Source organism: Streptomyces sp. 5-10, assembly GCF_014712245.1.
GTDB lineage: Bacteria > Actinomycetota > Actinomycetes > Streptomycetales > Streptomycetaceae > Streptomyces > Streptomyces violaceusniger.
Genome location: NZ_JACVYG010000047.1, coordinates 59567 through 79592, shown reverse-complemented (window position 1 = coordinate 79592; position 20026 = coordinate 59567). Strand labels below are relative to the sequence as shown.

General features: G+C 72.5%; 20 protein-coding genes. 5 read left to right on the top strand and 15 right to left on the bottom strand.

The genetic code is table 11. The features are described 5' to 3' along the window. Positions 1 to 131: 131 nt before the first annotated feature. Positions 132 to 812: a uracil-DNA glycosylase gene (gene ung / locus IEJ02_RS37000; protein ID WP_191068788.1), complete on the top strand. Its 681-nt coding sequence runs from the start codon at positions 132 to 134 to the stop codon at positions 810 to 812. 6 nt (positions 813 to 818) lie between these two features. On the opposite strand, the gene IEJ02_RS36995 is transcribed toward ung, so the two are convergent. Beyond that, positions 819 to 1223 carry a DUF3224 domain-containing protein gene (locus IEJ02_RS36995; protein ID WP_137976632.1) on the bottom strand — a complete coding sequence of 135 codons (405 nt, stop codon included), beginning with the start codon at positions 1221 to 1223 and terminating at the stop codon, positions 819 to 821. 95 nt (positions 1224 to 1318) lie between these two features. Here IEJ02_RS36995 and IEJ02_RS36990 point away from each other — a divergent pair, with 95 nt between their 5' ends. Beyond that, positions 1319 to 2338 (top strand): helix-turn-helix transcriptional regulator, encoded by a 1020-nt coding sequence (locus tag IEJ02_RS36990; RefSeq protein ID WP_498067119.1) that lies wholly within the window; start codon positions 1319 to 1321, stop codon positions 2336 to 2338. A 27-nt stretch (positions 2339 to 2365) separates the two neighbouring features. After that, the gene (locus tag IEJ02_RS36985) at positions 2366 to 2830 is read left to right on the top strand and encodes a hypothetical protein (protein WP_191068786.1); all 465 of its coding nucleotides are present in this window, start codon (positions 2366 to 2368) and stop codon (positions 2828 to 2830) included. An 88-nt stretch (positions 2831 to 2918) separates the two neighbouring features. On the opposite strand, the gene IEJ02_RS36980 is transcribed toward IEJ02_RS36985, so the two are convergent. From IEJ02_RS36980 to IEJ02_RS36920, 13 genes are all read right to left on the bottom strand, one after another. After that, on the bottom strand, positions 2919 to 3398 hold the full coding sequence (locus IEJ02_RS36980; RefSeq protein ID WP_191068785.1) for a MarR family winged helix-turn-helix transcriptional regulator: 480 nt from the start codon (positions 3396 to 3398) through the stop codon (positions 2919 to 2921). Between the two features lie 81 nt (positions 3399 to 3479). Further along, complete coding sequence (locus tag IEJ02_RS36975; RefSeq protein WP_191068784.1) at positions 3480 to 4316, bottom strand: maleate cis-trans isomerase family protein; 837 nt, start codon at positions 4314 to 4316, stop codon at positions 3480 to 3482. Positions 4317 to 4352: 36 nt separating this feature from the next. Further along, on the bottom strand, positions 4353 to 5204 hold the full coding sequence (locus IEJ02_RS36970; protein WP_191068783.1) for an alpha/beta fold hydrolase: 852 nt from the start codon (positions 5202 to 5204) through the stop codon (positions 4353 to 4355). Then, on the bottom strand, positions 5201 to 5908 hold the full coding sequence (locus IEJ02_RS36965) for an isochorismatase family protein (protein WP_191068782.1): 708 nt from the start codon (positions 5906 to 5908) through the stop codon (positions 5201 to 5203). Before IEJ02_RS36965 ends, IEJ02_RS36970 begins: the two co-directional genes overlap by 4 nt. Then, positions 5905 to 6546, bottom strand: a complete 642-nt coding sequence (locus IEJ02_RS36960; protein WP_191068781.1) for an SRPBCC family protein — start codon at positions 6544 to 6546, stop codon at positions 5905 to 5907. Before IEJ02_RS36960 ends, IEJ02_RS36965 begins: the two co-directional genes overlap by 4 nt. Next, positions 6537 to 7076, bottom strand: coding sequence for a (2Fe-2S)-binding protein (locus IEJ02_RS36955; protein WP_191068780.1), 540 nt, complete (start codon positions 7074 to 7076; stop codon positions 6537 to 6539). Before IEJ02_RS36955 ends, IEJ02_RS36960 begins: the two co-directional genes overlap by 10 nt. Further along, a complete protein-coding gene (locus tag IEJ02_RS36950) occupies positions 7073 to 9445 on the bottom strand; it encodes a xanthine dehydrogenase family protein molybdopterin-binding subunit (protein ID WP_191068779.1) in 2373 nt (790 codons plus the stop codon). The genes IEJ02_RS36955 and IEJ02_RS36950 overlap by 4 nt, the downstream gene beginning before the upstream one ends. Further along, on the bottom strand, positions 9442 to 10290 hold the full coding sequence (locus IEJ02_RS36945) for an FAD binding domain-containing protein (RefSeq protein WP_191068778.1): 849 nt from the start codon (positions 10288 to 10290) through the stop codon (positions 9442 to 9444). The genes IEJ02_RS36950 and IEJ02_RS36945 overlap by 4 nt, the downstream gene beginning before the upstream one ends. An 80-nt stretch (positions 10291 to 10370) precedes the next feature. Next, complete coding sequence (locus IEJ02_RS36940; protein ID WP_191068777.1) at positions 10371 to 11774, bottom strand: MFS transporter; 1404 nt, start codon at positions 11772 to 11774, stop codon at positions 10371 to 10373. Positions 11775 to 11893: 119 nt separating this feature from the next. After that, entirely contained in the window at positions 11894 to 13165 is a 1272-nt protein-coding gene (locus tag IEJ02_RS36935; protein WP_191068776.1) for an FAD-dependent oxidoreductase, read from the bottom strand. Positions 13166 to 13196: 31 nt separating this feature from the next. Next, entirely contained in the window at positions 13197 to 14228 is a 1032-nt protein-coding gene (locus IEJ02_RS36930) for a 2,5-dihydroxypyridine 5,6-dioxygenase NicX family protein (RefSeq protein ID WP_191068775.1), read from the bottom strand. Between the two features lie 746 nt (positions 14229 to 14974). Further along, positions 14975 to 15481 carry a DinB family protein gene (locus tag IEJ02_RS36925; protein WP_191068774.1) on the bottom strand — a complete coding sequence of 169 codons (507 nt, stop codon included), beginning with the start codon at positions 15479 to 15481 and terminating at the stop codon, positions 14975 to 14977. 118 nt (positions 15482 to 15599) lie between these two features. After that, positions 15600 to 16253, bottom strand: coding sequence for a TetR/AcrR family transcriptional regulator (locus tag IEJ02_RS36920; protein WP_223865076.1), 654 nt, complete (start codon positions 16251 to 16253; stop codon positions 15600 to 15602). Positions 16254 to 16339: 86 nt separating this feature from the next. Between IEJ02_RS36920 and IEJ02_RS36915 the strand changes: the two genes are divergently transcribed. Further along, on the top strand, positions 16340 to 17539 hold the full coding sequence (locus IEJ02_RS36915; RefSeq protein ID WP_191068773.1) for an FAD-dependent monooxygenase: 1200 nt from the start codon (positions 16340 to 16342) through the stop codon (positions 17537 to 17539). A 23-nt stretch (positions 17540 to 17562) separates the two neighbouring features. Next, the gene (locus tag IEJ02_RS36910) at positions 17563 to 18528 is read left to right on the top strand and encodes a Gfo/Idh/MocA family protein (protein WP_191068772.1); all 966 of its coding nucleotides are present in this window, start codon (positions 17563 to 17565) and stop codon (positions 18526 to 18528) included. Here IEJ02_RS36910 and lnt read toward each other — a convergent pair. After that, entirely contained in the window at positions 18440 to 19963 is a 1524-nt protein-coding gene (gene lnt, locus IEJ02_RS36905; RefSeq protein WP_191068796.1) for an apolipoprotein N-acyltransferase, read from the bottom strand. The genes IEJ02_RS36910 and lnt overlap by 89 nt on opposite strands. Positions 19964 to 20026 lie beyond the last annotated feature (63 nt).

Below are 20026 nucleotides of genomic sequence, written 5' to 3'. Positions count from 1 at the left end.
CCCGGTCCGGCCCCGCGCCGCCCCGGTCCGGCCCCGCGCCGCCCGGTGGCCCCGGGAGCGTGTGGGGCTGTCAGCGGCCGCCGGTAGGTTCTGTGCCCGTAAGACGGAAACACCGACCGGAGGTTGAAGACGTGCCCTATGTGCTGCCCGAGTCCTGGCGCGGGGTCCTCGGCGAGGAGCTGGAGAAGCCCTATTTCAAGGAGCTCACCGAGTTCGTCGAGGAGGAGCGGGCCAAGGGGCCGGTGTACCCGCCGCGCGAGGAGGTGTTCGCCGCCCTGGAGGCCACGCCGTTCGACCGGGTGAAGGTGCTCGTCCTCGGGCAGGACCCGTACCACGGCGAGGGCCAGGGCCACGGTCTGTGCTTCTCGGTGCGGCCGGGCGTCAAGACCCCGCCGTCGCTGCGGAACATCTTCAAGGAGATGGAGGAGGAGCTCGGCCACCCGGTGCCCGACAACGGCTATCTGATGCCCTGGGCCGAGCAGGGTGTGCTGCTGCTCAACGCGGTGCTGACGGTCCGGGGCGGCGAGGCCAACTCCCACAAGAGCAAGGGGTGGGAGAAGTTCACCGACGCGGTGATCCGCGCGGTGGCCTCGCGCCCCGATCCGGCCGTCTTCGTGCTCTGGGGGAACTACGCACAGAAGAAGCTGCCGCTCATCGACGCGTCGCGGCACGCGGTGGTGAAGGGGGCGCACCCGTCCCCGCTGTCCGCGAAGAAGTTCTTCGGTTCGCGCCCCTTCACCCAGATCGACGAGGCGGTCAAGGCCCAGGGCCACACCCCGATCGACTGGCGGATCCCGGACCTCGGCGCCTGACCGGGGCTAGAGCGCGTAGTCGAAGCTGTAGGGGATCTCGGACTCCCCCTGGACGGCGGAGAAGGTGCCCGATCCGGTGAGCCCGGTCAGCTCGCCGGTGCCGGATCCGGGCACCACCTCGAAGGCGCAGTGGACGGTGGCGTCCTCGCCCCAGCTGCCGTGCTGCACCACCACGAAGCTGCCCGCGCGCCCGTCCAGGGTGCCGGTCAGCAGCTCGTAGCCGCAGCAGACGCCGGTCTTGTCGGACAGATAGGTGATGGCGTACTGACAGCTGGTCCGCGGTGCCTCGATACCGCCCGAGAAGGCGTTCGTCACCACGGCCCGGGCCAGCTTGGCACCGCCCTCGGCCTCCTCGAGGGCGGTCTCCTGCCAGTCGGCGTAGGTGAAGTGGCCGGTGGTGTGCGTGGTCATGGTGGGTCCTTTCCGGGGCCGGGATCGGCTGCGGGAGCCACTCTGGCCGCCGTACCTGACATCTTCTGTCAGGTACGGCGGCCACAATGGACCGCATGCGCGCCGACCGCCTTCTCTCACTGCTCCTGCTGCTGCAGAACCGGGGCCGGATGACCGCGCCCGAGCTCGCCGCCGAGCTGGAGGTCTCGGTGCGCACCGTCTACCGCGACGTGGAGGCGCTGAGCGCGTCCGGGGTGCCCGTGTACGCCGACCGGGGTCCGGCCGGGGGCTTTCGGCTGCTCGACGGCTACCGCACCCGGCTGACCGGGCTCACCGGCGACGAGGCCGACTCGCTCTTCCTGGCCGGGATGCCGGGCCCGGCCGCCGAGCTGGGCCTGGGCGCCGACCTCACCACGGCCCAGCTCAAGCTGCGGGCCGCGCTCCCGGCCGAGCTGGGGGAGCGGTCCCGGCGCATTCAGGAGCGCTTCCACCTCGACGCGCCGGGCTGGTTCCGGGACGCCGAGCCGGTGCCCCATCTGGCGGCGGCCGCCGAGGCCGTATGGGAGCGGCGCGTCCTGCGGGTGCACTACCGCCGCTGGCGCGGCGAGGTGCGGCGGGAGCTGTGCCCGCTGGGCCTCGTCCTCAAGGGCGGCATCTGGTACCTGGTGGCGCGGGTCGGGATTTCCGTGCGCAGCTACCGGGTGGCGCGGATCCTCGACGCCGAAGTGCTGGAGGAGGTCTTCGAGCGGCCCGCCGGATTCGACCTCGCCGCCTCCTGGGCGGAGTCGTCCCGACGGCTGGAGTCCATGCGCTTCCAGGACGAGGCCGAACTCCTGCTCTCCGAGCGCGGGGTGAAGCTGCTCCCGATGCAGTTCGGGGCGGTGGGCGCGGAGGCGGCGGCCTCGGCGGGCCCGCCCGACGACGAGGGGCGACGGCATGTCGTCCTCCCCGTGGAGTCGCTGCCGGTCGCGGTCCACGACATGCTGAGGCTGGGCACCGACGCCGAGGTGCTGGGCCCGCCCGAGCTGCGGTCGGCCGTCGCCCGCGCCGTCGCCGAACTGGCCCGCCGCTACGGCGCGCCCTCCAAGGCCCCGCCGCGCCACGACACGCCGAGCGGCGCGGGCGCGAAGGGCTAGCGTCGTGTCGAAGGACGGGAGGCGGCGATGGCGGAAGCGCGGCGGCAGACGCCGGAGGGCGATGCCGTACTGACCCGGATCGGGCAGGCGGTCATGCTGCACCGGGGCGGCGACCGGGAGGAGGCGCGCAATCGCCTCGCCGCGCTGTGGCGGGAGATCGAACGGGACGGCGCCCCCTTCCACCGCTGCGCCCTCGCCCACTATCTGGCCGACACCCAGGACGACCCGCTCGACGAGCTGATCTGGGACCTGCGGGCGCTCGCCGCCGCCGACACGCTCACCGGGGCGCCGGCGCCGCGGGCGTTCCTGCCCTCCCTCCACCTCAACGTGGCCGCGGGCCACCTGAAGCTGGGGCAGGAGGAGGCGGCCCGGAGCCAGCTGGCGCTGGCGCGCGAGGCCGCCGGTGCGCTCGGCGAGGATCCGTACGGCGACGGGGTGCGGGCGGCCATCCTGCGGCTGACGCTGGTCCTGGAGGGCGCCGTCGAGGACTGAAGGCCCAGGGTCCTTCCGCCGGAAGGCCCAGGGTCCTTCCGGCGGCCGGGCGGCCACGGGTGCGTGGCCCCGGGCGGACGTCAGGCGGCTATGCCGCCTCCGCCAGCTCCTCCCAGCGGTCGGCGAGCGCCTTCAGCTTGACGACGAACCGCTCGCGTTCCGCCTCGTCGAAGGAGTCCAGGAGGATCGTGTCGAGCCTGCGCGCCCGGTGGTTCGCCTCCCGAAGGGCCTCTTGGCCCGCGTCGGTCAGGTAGAGCAGTTTGCGGCGGCCGTCGGCGGCCGCGGTTCGCCGGGCGAGCAGACCACGGTTCTCCAGCCGGCGAGCCACATCGGCCATGGTGGAGGTGTCCAGGGCGACGGCGGCGGCCATGGAACGCTGATCCTGGCCGGGATGGGCCTCCACCGTCTGCAGCACCGCGAACTGGGGGCCGGTGAGGACTGGGTCCACCTCCCGTGCCCACACGGCGAGATACGCCTGGTAAAGACGGCGGACCTGATAGCCGGGCGCGGCCGTCAGGGCAGTGGGAGCCTCCGGCCCGGTTGGGGCGGACGGGGTGGGATCAGTCATGGAACCTACTTAAGCACGCACGGTTGACGCCGGAGGACAGCGGGGCGGGCGCCGGCGCACCCTCCGGCCCCGGCCGCGGGCTCACCGACCGGTACCGAGGTGGACCGGTCCCGTACCGCCGGCGCTCCGACCGGCCGTCGTTCCGGCGCCGCTCCCGGCCGGGCGGGAGACCCGGCCGCCGAGCAGACTCCCGGCGCCGGGCACGACGGGCGGCAGCCCGAGCTCCGTCAGGATGCGGAACGCGGTGGAGGTGGCCGCCGACAGCACGGGCAGCCCCGCCTCGTCCTCGACGGGCTGGATCGACGCCAGCGACGGCATCTGCACGCAGGCCGACAGCACCAGCGCGTCGGCCCTGCCCAGGTTCAGGCGGCGCCAGTGTTCACGCAGATCGGCGGGGTCCAGACGGGCCACCGCCAGGTTGTCCGGAACCTCGAGGCTGAGCGCGTCGACCACCTCGATCCCGGCGTCCTCGATGTAGTCGACCACCTTGGCGGTGAGCTCCTTCATATACGGCGTGATGATCGCGACCCGGCGGGCGCCGACCGCCTCGACGCCGCTGAGCAGGGCGCCCGCGCTGGAGACCACGGGAGCCCGGGAGCCCTCGGCCCGCAGCGCGGAGGTGATGTCGGCCTCCGCCACACAGTGGTGACCCGGCCCCTGCGCCATGATGGCGACCAGGCAGGCGGTGGCGACGACGTCGGGCCGCGCGTCGGCCAGTTCGAGGGCGGCCCGCTCGGTCTGCGCGTTCATGGTGCGCAGCTGGTCCGGGGTGACGTGCTTCATCCGCATCCGGCTGGTGTGGAAGACGAAGCGGTCGCCCGGCGCGAGGGACTCCCGCGCGTTGAGCATCCGGGGAAGCTCGGTCTCCATCGTCAGGTTGGAGCTGGGCACGATCAGCCCGATGTGATGGTCTGCCATGGGGTCGGTCCTCCGTAACGGGGCAGCGGGCACCGGTCAGGCGGCCGGGGCGAGGATGGTCCGCAGCGCGTCGCGGAGCGTCGCGGTGGCGATGGCCGGGGCGTCCCAGAAGATCATGTGACCGGCGCCGGGGATCCGGTGCAGCGGCGCCGGTGGATTGCTCTCGGCGGCCTCCCGCGCCCCTTCCGCCGTCACGACGGGACTGTCGGCTCCGTAGAGCAGGTGGGCCGGTCCGGGCACCCGGGGCCACCAGTCGAAGAAGTCCTCGTGCTCGAAACCGTGGTGCGTGGCCACGATGGCCTGCTCGGAGCAACTGGACAGCCAGCGGGCCCGCAGCTCCTGTTCCCGCCGCGGCCAGGTGGGCCACGAGGCGGCCACCTCGTCGGCGTCCGTTCCGCGCCGGGCCTCGGAGAGCTGCCGCAGGAACACCTCCCGGGGGGTGGGGTAGGGCCCGCGGTCCGGACCGCTCATCGGCGGGTCGGCCAGCACGGTGCCGCGCAGGGGCACCTTGGCACGCACCGCGACGGCCGCCGCGATCCGCGCGCCCATGGAGTGACCGAGGAGCAGCGGACGGTCGAGGCCGAGGTGGGTGATGAGGGCTTCGGTGTCCTCGGCGTACTCCTCCAGCCCGTAGCCCTCGCCCTCGTCCGAAAGACCCCGGCCGCGTACGTCCAGCACCACCGGCCTGACCAGGTCGGTCAGTTCGCGTGCCACGAAGTCCATGGTGACCGCGGGGCTGGTGATACCGGGCAGGACGACCAGCGCCGGCAGGCCGCCGCCGTAGTCCAGGGCGTGCAGCCGTACGTCCCCGGAGCGCACCCACCGGCTCGTGGCCGGCACCTCGGCCAGGTCGGCGAGCGCGCTCTGCAGGACCGAACGCCGTGTCATGTGCTGTCTCCTCGTCGGGGGGAACGCCCGGCCGCGTCAGGGGCCGCCGGGGCGGGAACGGAGCCGATGTAGCCGACGGCGTCCTCGAGGGTGACGACGTCGCCGTACTTGGCCTGGATGTCGAAGAGCGCCGCGTCCGCCGGCCCCTCGGCCCGGTCGCCCACGCAGGCACGGGGCACCAGCACCGGGAAGCCCGACTGGACGGCGTCGACCACGGTGGCCCGCACACAGCCGCTCGTGGTGGCGCCGCACACCACCACGGTGTCGCGGCCCAGACCGGTCAGGGTGGCGGCGAGACTCGTGCCGAAGAAGGCCGAGGCGCCCTTCTTCACCACCAGCGGATCGTGTCCCGGCCGCATGGGCAGCCGCGGGTCGATGGCCACGGCATCACTGCCCTCGACCAAGGCGCGCAGGCCGGGAGCCTTGCGCAGCCAGGGGACCGCGTCACCGGACGCCTCGGCCTCGGTGTAGGCGATCGCGGTGAAGATCACCGGCACATCCACCGGCCGGGCCGCCTCGATCAGGCGCGCGGTGGCGGCCACGACCTCGGAGAGGTCGGCACCGGAAGGGTAGGACTCCTCGGTGAAACCCCGGGTCAGGTCCACCACGACGATCGCCGGACGGCTGCCGCGCCGCACCGCGGCACCGAAGCCGGCCCGCTGGTAGGTGTGGTGGGTGGCGACGCCGTACAGTCCGCCGCTCATCGGCGCCTCCCCAGCAGCCAGCCCGGCACGAACCCGAGCAGGAACGCGGCCGCGACCGGGCCGTACTTCTTCAGCAGCGGGCCCGCGATCAGCACCATTGCGTTGAGCTCACCGGGCGGCTCGGCGGGTGCGCCGGCCGCGGGAGTGGACGCGGCGGGCGCCGCGCCGGAGGCGGGGGAGGCTTCCACGCCGCCCTGCCGAAGGAGGAGGTCGCCGAGGTTCTGGGCGAACTGCTGGAGAATCTTGTCTGATACGGCCCCGATGGCTCCCTTGCCGAACTGGGCGATCTTGCCCCGGATCACCAGGTCGGTGGAGAGGTTGAGCTGGGCGCCTTCCTCGGCCGGGACGACCTCCAGGGAAACCTCGGCCTCGGCGTCGCCGCTGCCGTGGGTATCGGCGCCGCTGGCGTGGACACGCAGCCTCCGCTTTTCGGCGTCGACCTCCAGGAAGCGCACGGTGCCGGCATAGGCGGCCGTGATCGGACCCACCTTGATCGTGACCGCACCACGCCAGGCATCGCCGTCACGGCCTTCGAGAGCGGCACCGGGCATGCAGGACGCCACTCTCTGGACATCGCCGAGCAGCGCGAATACCGCGTCGGGCTCGGCTTTGACGGAAACGGTGTTGATCAGTTGCATGAGTCCTCCTTGGCGCCCGCGGCCCGCTGAGAGCGCCGGGCGGTCGCGCAGGCGTCGATCGCCTCGACGATGGTCTGGTAGCCGGTGCACCGGCACAGGTTCGCGGCGACGACCTCCCGGATCTCCTCCTTGGTCGCCTCCGGCCGCTCCGCGAGGAAGCCCTGGGCCAGCATCAAGAAGCCGGGGGTGCAGAAGCCGCACTGGAGGCCGTGGTGGGCGGTGAAGGCCCGCTGGAGATCGCTGAGCTCGCCGGTGCGGGAGTCGGCGAGGGATTCGACGGTGGTGATCCGCGCGCCCTCCGCCTGGGCGGCGAACATCAGACAGGCCCGGACCGGCAGCCCGTCGACGAGCACGGTGCAGGCGCCGCAGATCCCGTGCTCGCAGCCGATGTGGGTGCCGGTCAGCCGCAGATCGTGGCGGAGCACGTCCACCAGGGTCCGGCGCGGCGCCGTGATCACCTCGTAGGGCGAGCCGTTGACGTCGAGCGTGATGAGCTGGACGTCGTCGCCCAGGCCGGTGGTGTCGTTCATGGTGTCTGCTCCGGTGTGCGGGGGGTCAGGGCACGGTGGACGGTCTCCGGTGTGATGGGCGTGTGGTCCAGTTCGACGCCGGTGGGCCGCAGTGCGTCGTTGACGGCGTTGAGCACGGCGGCGGGGGCCCCGATGGTGCCGCCCTCGCCGGCGCCTTTGGCTCCCGTCGCGGTGAAGGCGCACGGGGTCTCCAGGTGGTGGATCACCACCTCCGGGATCTCCTGTGCGGTGGGCACCTTGTAGTCCATGAAGCTGGTGGCCGACGGCTCGCCCTGGGCGTCGTAGGTGATCTGCTCGAAGAGCGCCCCCGAGATGCCCTGTGCGATGCCGCCCCGGCACTGCCCCTCCACCACCTGCGGATTGACGGCGACACCGCAGTCCTCGACGCAGAAGTAGGCGAGGACTTCCACCTGCCCGGTGCCCTCGTGCAGCTCCACCACCACCCCGTGGGTGGCATTGGAGAAGGTGCCGTCGTTGTGGACGTCGAAGACGGCGGTGGCGGTGAGGCCCGGGTCGATGTCCTTGGGCAGCAGATGGGATGTGAGGTAGGCGGTGTCGGCCAGGTGCTCGTAGGTGAGTGCGACATCCGGGTCGTCGCGCCGGCGGACCCGGCCCCGGTCCAGTTCGGTGTCCTCCGGGGGGATGCCCCACTCGGCGGCGGCGATGGCGCGGAGTTTGTCGCCGAGCTTGCCCGCCGCCAGACGTACGGCACTGCCGCCGACCGCGATCGAGCGGCTGGCGAAGGTGCCCCAGCCGTAGGTGATGCGATCGGTGTCGCCCTGGTGGAGCTTGACCTTGGCGAGGTCGAGGCCGAGCGTATCGGCGACGATCTGCGCCATGGTCGTCTCATGGCTCTGCCCGTGGCTGACGGTGCCGGTGGTGACGGTGACCGCGCCGCTGGTGTCCATGCGGACCTCGGCGAGGTCGAACCCGGGCACGACCTCCATCTTGCGCTGGGCGAAGGCGGCGGAGCCGTAGCCGGTGCGCTCGCTGAAGCAGCTGTAGCCGATGCCGATGTGCCGGCCCTCGGCCGTGGCCTCGGCCTGCCGGTCGTACCAGCCCGCCTCGCGCACGGCCCGCTCGCACAGGTCGAGGGATTCCAGATACGAGCCGGGGTCGTAGGTGATGTTGTTGACGCCGGTGTACGGGAAGTCGGTGATGACGTTGCGGCGCCGGATCTCCACCGGGTCCAGGCGCAGTTCGCGGGCGGCGCGCTCCATGAGCCGCTCCATGGCCATCACGTAACTCGGGCGGCTCACGCCCCGGTAGGGGGCGGTGGGCGCCTTGTTGGTGGTGATGCCCCGGCCGCGCACCCGGTAGGCGGGCACCTTGTAGACACCGGGCATCTCGGCGGCGGCCATCAGCGGCTCGATACCGGCCGTGAACGGGTAGCAGGAGTAGGCGCCCATGTCGCACACCACGTCCGCCTCGAGGCCGAGGATCCGGCCGTCGGCGTCGAAGGCGGCGCGTGCGGTGTAGTGCTGTTCCCGGGCGAGGAACGAGGCGGACAGGGCGTCCTTGCGGTCCTCGATCCACTTGACGGGCCGGCCGAGCCGCAGCGCGGCCGCCGCAGTGGCGATCTCCTCGCGGCCGACCACGCACTTGAGGCCGAAACCGCCACCCATGTCCGGGACGATCACGCGCACCGCGCGCTCGTCCAGTCGCAGGCAGCGGGAGGCCACGGTCCGCACCTGATGCGGGGTCTGGGTGCAGGTGTGCAGGACGAGCTGCTCCTCCCGGGCGTCCCACTGCGCCACCGCGCCACGCGTCTCCAGCGGCAGGGCGTTCTGCCGACCGGTTCGCATATCGACGTGGACCACGCAGGGAGCTTGGTCGAAGATCTCGTCGATGCCCTCGGTGGCGAACAGGCCGACGTCGACCAGGGTGTTCCCCGCGGCCTCCGCATGCACCCGCGGGGCGTCGGGGGCGAGGGCCTGTTCCTCGCAGGTGACGGGCGGCAGGGGCGCGTACGTCACCTTGGCGGCCTCCAGGCCGTCCTCGGCGAGGTAGGGGTCGCGGGCGACGACCACGGCGACGGGCTCGCCGACGTAGCGGACCCGGTCGCGGGCGAGGACGGGCATGGCGGTGGGCACGAACTCCGAGAGCGGACGGCCGAGCCGGGCGGTGATGTCACCCAGCTCCAGGTCGGCGGCGGTGAACGCGGCGACGACACCCGGGACCTGACGCACCCCGGTCAGATCGATCCCGGTGATCGTCCCGTGAGCGACCGTGCTGCGGACGAACTGCGCGTGCAGCATCCCGGGCAGCTCGATGTCGTCGACGAAACGGCCACGTCCGGACAGCAGCCGGGGATCCTCGCGGCGCGCCACCGACCTGCCGACCAGCCGGTCGTCCTTGGCCGACGTCATCGTGACATCGCCTCCTCACAGGCTCGCTCGATCAGAGTGCGGATGAGGTGCTTGCGGTAGTCGCCGCTTCCGCCTGTGTCACTCGGCGGGTCCACGGCGGAGGCCGCCGCCTCCGCGCAGTCCCGGAACGAGCCGCCGGCCGCTAGCACGGCCTCCGCCTCGGGCACACGCACCGGCATCGCGGCGACACCGCCCAGAGCCACCCGGCCGCCGCGGATGTCCTCGCCGTCGGTTGCCAGATCGACCGCGGCGGAGACGATGGCGAAGTCTCCGCGACGCTCGGCGAACTCGGTGAGCGCCGCGTGCGGCGCGGGGCGGGGGAAGACGATCTCCAGGAGGATCTCGTCGGGGTCCAGGGCGGTGGTGTAGTAACCGAAGAAGAACTCACCGGCCGGGAGGCGACGCCGCCCGCGCGGGCTCTGGGCCACGAACTCGGCGTCGAGCAGCACGGCCAGCAGGCACCACTCGGCGGTCGCGTCGGCGTGCGCGATGCTGCCGCCCACGGTGCCGCGGGTCCGGATCGGCAGATGGCCGATCCACCGCATGGCATCGCGGATGACCGCGAAACCCGCCCCGAGCCGGTCCGCGGGCGCGGTCTCCACCGTGTGATGGGTGGTGAGTGCCCCGATGCGCAGCCCGCCGTCGGACTCGACGCCGAGATGGTCGAGTTCGCGCAGACCGGCGATGTCGACCAGGTGCGCCGGCCGGGCCAGCCGGAAGTTCATCATCGCCACCAGACTCTGGCCGCCGGCGATGACCTTGGCCTCGTCGGACAGTTCGGCCAGGAGTGCCGTGGCGCCCTCGACGTCGCGCGCCCGGTGGTACTGGAAGGGAGCGGGCTTCATGTTTCTCCTGTCGTTTTCGAAGGCCGACCCGGGCCGCGTCCGGTCGGGGTGGGGGCAGTCCGGCCGGGGCGGGCCGCCCTTCAGCGCACCGGCTGACCGACGGCCGGCTCCGGGGACGCGGGGGCGGGCACGGCGGCCGGGTCGTCCTCGTCGAGGTCGCGTCCCTTCGTCTCGGGCGCCGCGAACGCCGTCCAGACGACGGACCCCAGGACGGCCACGGCCAGTACCCCGAACGTCAGCGGCAATCCCAGCAGCGGCCACATCACCGAGCCGAACAGCATCGGGGCGAAGCCGGTGAGCGCCCGGCTGAACGAGGACGCCCAGCCGAAGCCGCTGGCCCGCAGCGTCGTCGGGTACAGCTCGGAGACGTAGGCGTACATGGCGGGGATGGTCAGCTGCATCAGGAAGCCGAAGCCGGCGATGGCCACGATGGAACCCGTCGGCATGCGCATCACCAGCGCGAACACCACCAGCGCGAGCGAGGCGACCGGGGCAGAGACTCCTATGAGCCACTTCCGGCCGACCGTGTCCACCAGCACCGTGGAGGTCAGGACGCCGACGATGCCGACCGCGCTCATCAGCGTGGTGCTCATGAAGGCGGCCGTGTCGCCGAGGCCCTCCTCCTTGAGGATGGACGGCAGCCAGCTCAGAGCCGCGTAGTACACCAGCATGACGGTGGCGAAGAGCAACCAGGCGGCGGAGGTGATGCGCGGGCTGAACTTCCAGACCGCACGCAGCTGTTCGAGCGCGGCGCGGGGGCCGTTCCCCCGGGCCTCGCGCACCGGGGCGGGAATGACGTACGGCTCGACGGGAGCGCCGGTGCGGGCGACCAGATCGTCGATGACGGCCCGCGCCTCGGCCTCCCTGCCCTTCTTGCTGAGGTAGACGGGCGACTCCGGCACACCCCTGCGCACCCAGAACAGCAGCAGCGCCGGAACGCTCATCACGCAGAGCATCCACCGCCAGTTGCCTTCGAGGGACAGCATGGCCGTCGAGACCAGACCGCACAGGGTCACGCCGATCGGCCACCAGGCGTCCAGCGCGGTCAGTACGCGTCCGCGGTACTTCGTCGGGGAGAACTCCGCCACCAGGGCGTAGTCGACGGGAATACAGCCGCCCAGTCCGACACCCGCGACGAAGCGCAGGGCGAGGAAGACCGCGTAGTTCGGGGCCAGGGCACCGGCCACCGAGAACAGCGCGAAGATCAGCAGGGTGACGCTGAAGGCCTTCTTGCGTCCGATGCGGTCGGCGATCGCGCCCCAGGCCACCGCGCCCACGGCCATGCCGACCAGATTGGCGGTGGCCACCAGACCTCGCTGGGAGAGGGAGAGGTGGAAGTGGTCGCCCAGCAGCGGCATCAGGAAGCCGTTGAGGGCGATGTCATAGGCGTCGAAGAGGTAGCCGAGGCCGCCGATGATGAAGATCCGGCCCTGGACACCCCATCTCCATGGGAGGTCCTGGACGATCTGGTCGCCTGTTTTCACTGTCGCTCCACGGGGTGTTCGGGGATGTGCCCGCGTGGGGCGACACCGAGGTGGATGAGCGGGAAGTGGCCCCGAAGGGGGCGAGTGAAGAGCGGGGGAGGGGGATGGGGAAGGGCTGGTCAGCGGGCGAAGCGGTAGTCGAAGGCGCCCAGGTCCGGGTCGTCGAGCGGGCTGCCGCTCCACAACCAGTGGTAGGAGACGTCGGATTCGCCGTCGAAGCCGCGCCGCAGCAGGGCGTCCCTGGCCTCCTGCTGCGGGCCGTCGGGATAGTGGTAGAAGGTCTTGTTCTGCAGCGAGGCGTCCTGGACCATGCCGGCGTGCTTGGCTCGCCGGTCCACGTAGCGTCGCAGCGCGCCCTCGACGCCGTCGGCGTTGATACGGCCCAGTTCTTCGGCCAGTACGGCGGCGTCCTCCATGGCCTGGGAGGCGCCCTGGGCCTGGTAGGGCAGCATGGCGTGGCAGGCGTCGCCCAGGAGGGCTGTGCGGCCGTCCATCCAGACCGGGTCGCGCCGGCGGTGGTAGAGGGCGAAGCAGAGCACGTCGTCCTTGGCCTTGGACAGCATCGCCGCCACGCGATCGTCCCAGCCCTCGTAGGCGTTCACCAGGTCTTCCGCGGTGGCCGAGCCGGTCCACCGCTCGGCGACCTCGTCCGCGCACGGGACGCAGCCGACGACGTTGAGGTACTCGCCGCCGCGGATCATGTAGTGGACCAGGTGCCGATCGGGGCCGTACCAGATGGTGCTCTGGAAGCGGTCCATCAAGAAGCGCGTGGCCGGGTCGGCGGCGATGAGGTCGCCGGGGATGAGGGCCCGGAAGGCCATCTCGCCGGAGAACAGCAGGGTGTCCGGGAGGCCCATGAGGTCGCGGACCCGGGAACGGATGCCGTCGGCGCCGATCAGCACATCGGCCTCGAAGCGGCGGCCGTCCTCGGTCACGGCCGCGGGGCGACGGGGGTCGCTACGGTCCAGTTCGCCGACCCGGCTCGAGGTGTGCAGTGCGACCACCGGGCCGGGGCCGGTCGGCTCGACACAGGCCTCGGTGAGGACGCCGTGCAGATCGGCCCGGTGGTAGTGCCAGTACGGCGCGTTGTACCGCTGCTTGCAGTAGTCACCGAGCTGGGTCAGCCCGATGACGCTCCCGTCCTTCCATCGGCGCCGCACCTGGTCCTGGGGCTCGGTGCGGATGGCCTCCAGTCGCTTGCGCAGACCCAGCCCGAGCAGGACCCGGCTCGCGTTGGGCGCCGTTTGGATACCCGCGCCGATCTCGCCGAACCGCGGTGCCTGCTCCAGCACGGTCACCTGGTGGCCGCGCTGCCGCAGCGACAGTGCGGCGGTCATTCCGCCGAGCCCGCCGCCGACGATGACGACGTCGAGGGATTGGGTGGATGCCATCTTCTCTCCAGATGCGGGTGCGGCGGCGGGATCAGAAGTCGACGAGTCGGCCCGCGGTGACGACGTCCTGGCCGTCGACGGAGACCGTGCAGCCGCGCATGGCGATGTCGACGTGGGCGTACGACTCGCGCCGCAGTACGGGGTGGGGTCCGGTGGACCACAGGAAGTTTCCGGCGAACGCCCGCGCGTCCATGCCCATCAGCTCTTCCTTGCCGTACAGGGCGGTGGCGAACCAGTCGGCGGTGCGCATCAGGCCCCAGCCCATATGGGACAGGCTGCGTCCCCATTCGTCGTCCGCGTCGTCGAAGAAGGTGTTCAGCAGGTGGGCCTCGGCGCCACCGGACACCTTCTCGATGTTCCCGCCCGCGATCTGCAACGTGACCGGCTGACGTACGTACTCCTTGAACGGCAGCAGGATGTCGCCCTCGGAGAGCACGATCCGGCCCTCGGAGAACCGCGGCCAGCACAGGACCATGGTGCTCGGCCAGTGGTCCCAGCGGCCCGGGTCGTCGGCGAAGCCCACCTGGAACTCCGGCTTGGAGCCGGGCAGTTCGATGGTCAGGTCGGTGCCGGCCTCGGAGGTCACCCGCATGACGGACGCGCTCTTCAGCAGGTTCACGCCCTTGAGCACCTCCGCCTTGTCCTCCGGCCCGGGCAGATTGCGGACGAGCACGTCGGGGGCGTCGCACACGAAGAGGATGCGGGTGCCCGTCCGCAGGATCTCCTGCTGGAGCGGGGCGTGGATGAAGCCCTCCCGCGTGAGGTCCACGACGAGGTCGGCGGCCTTGAGCAGGTCCTGTGCGGCGGTGTCGCCGAGCACCGCGCTCAGGCCGGGTCCGGCGCCGGTGCGGGTGCTGTCCGAGGGCGACGGATTGCCGCCGGGGACGGTGGCGGCGATGACGTGCGCGCCGCAGGCCTTGGCCGCGCCGAAGGCGGCCGCCACGTAGTCGCCGCGGCTGGTGGGCTCGGACAGGACGACGACGTGCTCATCGGGCTTGAGCTTGCACAGCTTCAGCTCCTGGGTGAACGCGTCGAGCAGGTCAACGGAGGTGAGGTCGAGCATGTCTCGCTCCTGGGGAAGGGGGAGGTGGCAGACGGCGATCGCACGGTCCGGGCGGGCGTAGAGGTATGGATCCGGCCATGCGGCCAGGTGGCTTCATGGGGAGACGCGGGTCTCACGGGCGCCGCCGACGCAATTAATCCGAACGCGTACGATCTGGGTTTGGCAAGGGGTCCGGTCGAAACTTTTTTGTAAACAGCCCACCCCCCTGGGTGGCCGCGATGGTCAGAACACCCCGCTGACCTCGTATTTTCCCCAGGCGTCGGCCGTCTTTCCCGGCTTCACGAAGATGAACGAAAGATGATTGCGGCTGACGCGAAGTCTTGCGTCGAGAGTTCGTACGTGCTCGGATGGTTTCTGTTCACATCCGGAGCTGCGTGCCCTGAGCTGCCTCGCGATGGCTGGTTCTCAGTGGCGCGTGCCGCTGCCAAGGAGGGCTCCGATGGTCATCCCCCGCGTCCCTCGGCGCACCGTCGTCCCGGCGCGCAGGGCCCGTCGCGTCACCGCGCCTGCCCGGCGCCCTCGCGGGCACACGCGAGGGCCGCGGGGCATCGGCCCCGCGGCCCCATCTGACGCGGCGTCACTGAGCGGCCTCGCTGAAGTCCGGTGGTGCGCCCCGAAGGGGCGCGGGGCTGTATCGATATGCGGCTCCGCCGCGGCTGTGTCGATATGCGGCCCTGCCGCGTGGGACCGGCCACGACGAAGCCGCGGATGAACGACCGCACCTCGCGGCACTTCCCGTGGAGCGCTCAGTCGCCGGTGGCGCCGTCGATCCGTTCGCGGATGAGGTCGGCGTGGCCGTTGTGGCGGGCGTACTCCTCGATCATGTGGAGGTAGATCCAGCGCAGGTTGTAGTCCCCACGGCCGGGACGGGTGATCACATCGTCCAGGGAGCGGCCCGCGGCGGCCTCCTTGGCCTTGGCGATCTCCTCCCGCCAGATGGCGAAGGCGGCCTCCGAGGTGTCCTCCTCGGTGAGGTGGAACTCCCCGTCCGGGTCCTCCTCGCTGTACCAGATCGGCGCGATGTCCTGCTGGGCGAGCACCCGCCGGAACCAGCTCCGCTCGACCTCGGCCATATGCCGTACGAGGCCGAGCAGGGTCAGCCCGGACGGCGGCGCCGACGCCTCGCGCAGCTGCTTGTCGTCCAGTCCCTCGCACTTGAGGGCGAGGGTCGCGCGGTGGAAGTCCAGCCACCCCTCCAGGCTGGTGCGTTCATCGGCGGTCCGGGGCGGGTCGGGGCGTTCTGTGGTCGTCATGGCGGTCATGATGGCGGCCCCGCCGCCCGGCCCGCCAGGCGTTATCCGTCCGGCGTCCCGCGCGGCGGCTCCTGCGCGCCCCATTCGCCGAGCATTCCGCGCGTGGTTCCTGCGCACCCTATTCGCCGAGCATCCCGCGCAGCAGCTCCGCGAAGCCGGTGCGCAGCGCCGCGCGGCCGGGGACGGCGTCGTGGTCGGCGCCCGCGGCGCAGCTGAACATCAGCCCCTCGCACCAGGCGACCAGCGACCGCGCGTGCCGCCGGGGCTCGGTGGAGCCCAGCGCCGTCATCATCGCCTCGAGCGGCTCCCGGAAGCCGCGTCCCGTGGCGTCGTAGAACTCCCGCAGCTCGGGGCGGCGGGTCGCCTCCAGCGCGAGCTCGTAGCGGGCGATCAGCAGATCGCGCTGGGTGGTGAGCGAGCGGTGCAGGGCGAGCGCGAGCGCGTCGGCCAGCGCCGCGACCGGATCGGTTCCGTCCGGTGCCGCCCCGGCGGGGCCCGGCATCTCCTCGGGCGCCAGCACCTCCGCCTCCCGCTGGGCCAGCCGCCGGACCGCCGCCTTGAGCAGGGCGGCCCGGGTCCGGGCGTGGTTGGAGGTCGAGCCGAGTGGCAGCCCGGCCGCCTCGTCCACCGCACGGTGCGTCAGCCCCCGCATCCCGCGCTCGGCCAGCAGCGCCAGCGCGGTGTCGGCGATCAGCTCGGCGCGCGAGACGCCGGACGCGGAGGCGGACGGGGAGGCGCCGGAAGCGGAAGCGGCGGTTCGATCAGCGGTCATGGGGCCAACCTAAGCCCATCCGCCATCCGTACTACGGATGTAGTAACATATGTGAGTACTACACCTGTAGTTGACCTGGAGGAGTCATGCGGCAGCCCCGTGCCCTCGTCATCGGTGCCGGAGTCGGCGGGCTCACCGCCGCCGCGGCCCTGCACCGCCGCGGCTGGTCCATCACCGTCCTGGAGCGGGCCGCCCGCCTCGAACCCGTCGGCGCCGGAATCTCGCTCGCCCCCAACGCCCAGCGCGCCCTGGACGCCATCGACCTCGGCGACGACGTGCGCGCGCTCGCCGCCTGGCAGGGCGGCGGCGGACTGCGCACCCCCGGCGGCCGCTGGCTCTCCCGGATGGACAGCGCCACGACGGCCGAGCGCTTCGGCGGCCCGCTGGTCCTCCTCCACCGGGCCACCCTCGTCGACCTGCTCGTCTCCCGGCTGCCCCAGGGCGTGGTCCGCACCGGGACCGCCGCCCGGCTGGCCGACCCCGGCGCCGTCGGCCGCCCGGCCCGGGTCACCACCGAGGACGGCGACCACGAGGCCGAGCTCGTCATCGGCGCCGACGGCATCGACTCGGCCGCCCGCCGCGCGCTCTTCCCGGACCATCCCGGGCCCCGCTACGCCGGATTCACCACCTGGCGTGTCGTCATCCCCGCCCCCGACCGGCCGTTCGAGCCGCACGAGACCTGGGGGAGGGGCCGGATCTGGGGCACCCAGCCGCTCAGGGACGGCCGGGTCTACGCCTACGCGGCGGCCGTCGCCCCGCCCGGCGGCCGGGCCCCGGACGACGAGCGGTCCGAACTGCTGCGGCTCTACGGCGACTGGCACAGCCCCGTCCCCGACGTCCTCGCCGCCGTCGCGCCCAGGGACGTGCTGCGCCATGACATCCGGTACATGGCCGAGCCCCTGCCCGCCTACCACCGGGGCCGGGTCGCCCTCCTCGGCGACGCCGCCCACGCCATGGCCCCCACGATGGGGCAGGGCGGCAACCAGGCCATCGAGGACGCCATCGTCCTCGCCCACCATCTGGCCCCCGAGACCGCCGACCCCTCCGACGCGCTGGCCGCCTACACCCGCGACCGGCTGCCCCGCACCATGGACGTGGTGCGCCGCTCGGCGCGCACCGCTCGCATGATCACCCTCACCAGCGCCCCCGCCGTCGCCCTCCGCGACGCCGCGATCGCCGCCGTCGGCCGCCTCGCCCCCGGTCTGGCCCTCCGCTCCTTCGACGGCATCGCCGACTGGTCTCCGCCCACCCCCACGTATCCTGCGGGGGCACAGCGGAAGGCGTGATCGGAAGAGACCGGGGAGAACACATGAGGGTCGGCTGCGTCGGGCTCGGCGACATCGCGCAGAAGGCGTATCTGCCCGTACTGATGGCCCGCCCCGGCCTGGAGCCGCATCTCCACACCCGCACCCCCGCCACCCTCCAGCGGGTCGCCGACACCTATCGCGTCCCCGAAGCCCAGCGCCACGCCGACTTCGACGCGCTGCTCGCGGCCGGGCTCGACGCGGCCTTCGTGCACGCCCCGACCGACGTCCACGCCGACCTCGTCACCCGGCTGCTCGAGGCCGGGGTGCCCACGTACGTCGACAAGCCGCTCGCGTACCACCTCGCCGACAGCGAGCGGCTCGTGCGGCTCGCCGAGGAGCGCGGGGTGAGCCTGATGGTCGGCTTCAACCGGCGTTACGCGCCCGGCTACGCCCAGTGCCTGGACCATCCGCGCGATCTGATCCTGCTCCAGAAGAACCGCGTCGGCCTCGCCGAGGACCCGCGCACCCTGGTCCTGGACGACTTCATCCACGTGGTCGACACGCTGCGCTTCCTCGCGCCCGGGCCGGTGGACCACATCGATGTGCGCGCCAGGATCCGCGGCGGGCTGATACACCATGTGCTGCTCCAGCTGTCCGGGGACGGGTTCACCGCGCTCGGCGTGATGAACCGGATGAGCGGCTCCACCGAGGAGGTCCTGGAGGTCTCCGGCCAGGACACCAAGCGGCAGGTGCTCAACCTGGCCGAGGTGGTCGACCACAAGGGCCAGCCGAGCGTGCGCCGCCGGGGCGACTGGGTGCCGGTGGCGCGGCAGCGCGGGATCGAGCAGATCACCGACGCCTTCCTGGACGCGGTGCGCTCCGGGCGGCGGATCGGCGCCGAGGACGCGCTGCGCAGCCATGAGCTGTGCGAACGGGTCGTCAGGGACGCCCTGGAGTCGGCTGGTCCGTCCGCTGGTCTGCCGGTCGCCCCGGCCGCCGGTCCAACGGCCGGTCCGTCCGCCGTCTGAGCGCCCGGCCCCCCTCGACGGCGCAGAAGACGGCGAGCGCCGCCATCGCCCCGTACACCGGCCAGGGCCCGATCCGCACATACGGGCTGGTGCCCTGCCCCAGCGGCACCGTGTAGACGGTGGCCGCGCTGGTGCCGGTGGACATCCGGGGCCCCACCGGCTCGCCGCGCGGCCCGAACACCGCGCTCTCCCCGGTCAGCGTGGCATGCACCACCGGCCGCCAGGTCTCGGCGGCCCGCAGCGCGGCCAGCGAGGCGTGCTGCTCGGGCGCCCAGCTCCGCTGGAAGGTCGAGGTCGAGGACTGGACGACGAGCACCCGCGCCCCGTCCCGCGCCAGGTTCCGGCTCATGTCCGGGAACGCCGACTCGAAGCACACCAGCGGCCCGATCCGCAGGGAACCGGGGAGGTTCATCACCACCGGCTCGGTGCCGCGATGGCGGTCCTCACCGGCCGCCTTGCCCACCGAGGTGGCCCAGCCCAGCAGCGGCCGGGCCGGGATGTACTCCCCGAAGGGGACCAGCCGCATCTTGTCGTAGCGCTGCCCCGTCGGGCCGTTCGGCCCGATCAGCACCGAGCTCTTGTAGATGCCGGGCATATCGCCGCGCCGCGCGTCCACGTTGACCAGCAGATCCGCCCCGACCGTCCGGGACAGCGCGGCCAGCCGCCGGCCCAGCTCCCGATGGGTGGTCAGGTCCTGGGCGACGCTGCTCTCGCCCCACACCACCAGGTCGACATCGCGGCCGGCCAGCTGCCGGGTCAGCTGCGCGCTGCGCTCGAAGCGCGGCCCCGGCCCCTGGATGACCCCCGGCTGCACCACCGCGATCCGCGTCGTTCCGGGCTCCTTGGCCTGCGGCACCCAGGCCCACGCCCCGGCCGCCGCGGCGCCGCACGCGGTGAGCCCGGCCAGCGCCACCGTACGGGCCCGGGCCACCGAGATCAGCACGGTCACCGCCACATTCACCAGGACCAGCAGAAAGCCCAGCAGCCAGACCCCGCCCACCGAGGCCAGCCGCAGCGCGGGCGCCACCTGCCACTGGCTCGCGCCCAGCAGCCCCCAGGGCCCGCCGAGATACTGCCAGGACCGGGCCAGCTCGGCCATCAGCCAGACGGACGGCAGCAGCACCAGCGCCGCCGCCACCCGCCCGGGACCCGGGCGGCCGTGCAGCAGCCGGTGCGTCAGCCACCCCCAGGGCACCCACAACAGCCCCAGCAGCAGCCCCAGGAGCACGATGAACACATGCAGGCTCGGCATCAGCCAGTGGTGCGCCGCGAGCAGGAACCCGGCGCCGCCCAGCCAGCCGTCCCGCATCGCCCGGCGGCCGGTGGGCGCCGACCGCATCAGCAGCAGCCAGGGCACCAGGGCCACATACGCCCACCACCACAGCGAGGGCGCGGGAAAGGCCAGTGCGGGCAGCGCGCCCGCCAGCAGCGCCATCGCGCCCCGCCACCACGGGGAGGCCAGCCGCCGCCCCCACAGGTCCTCGCCGCCGACCGGCCT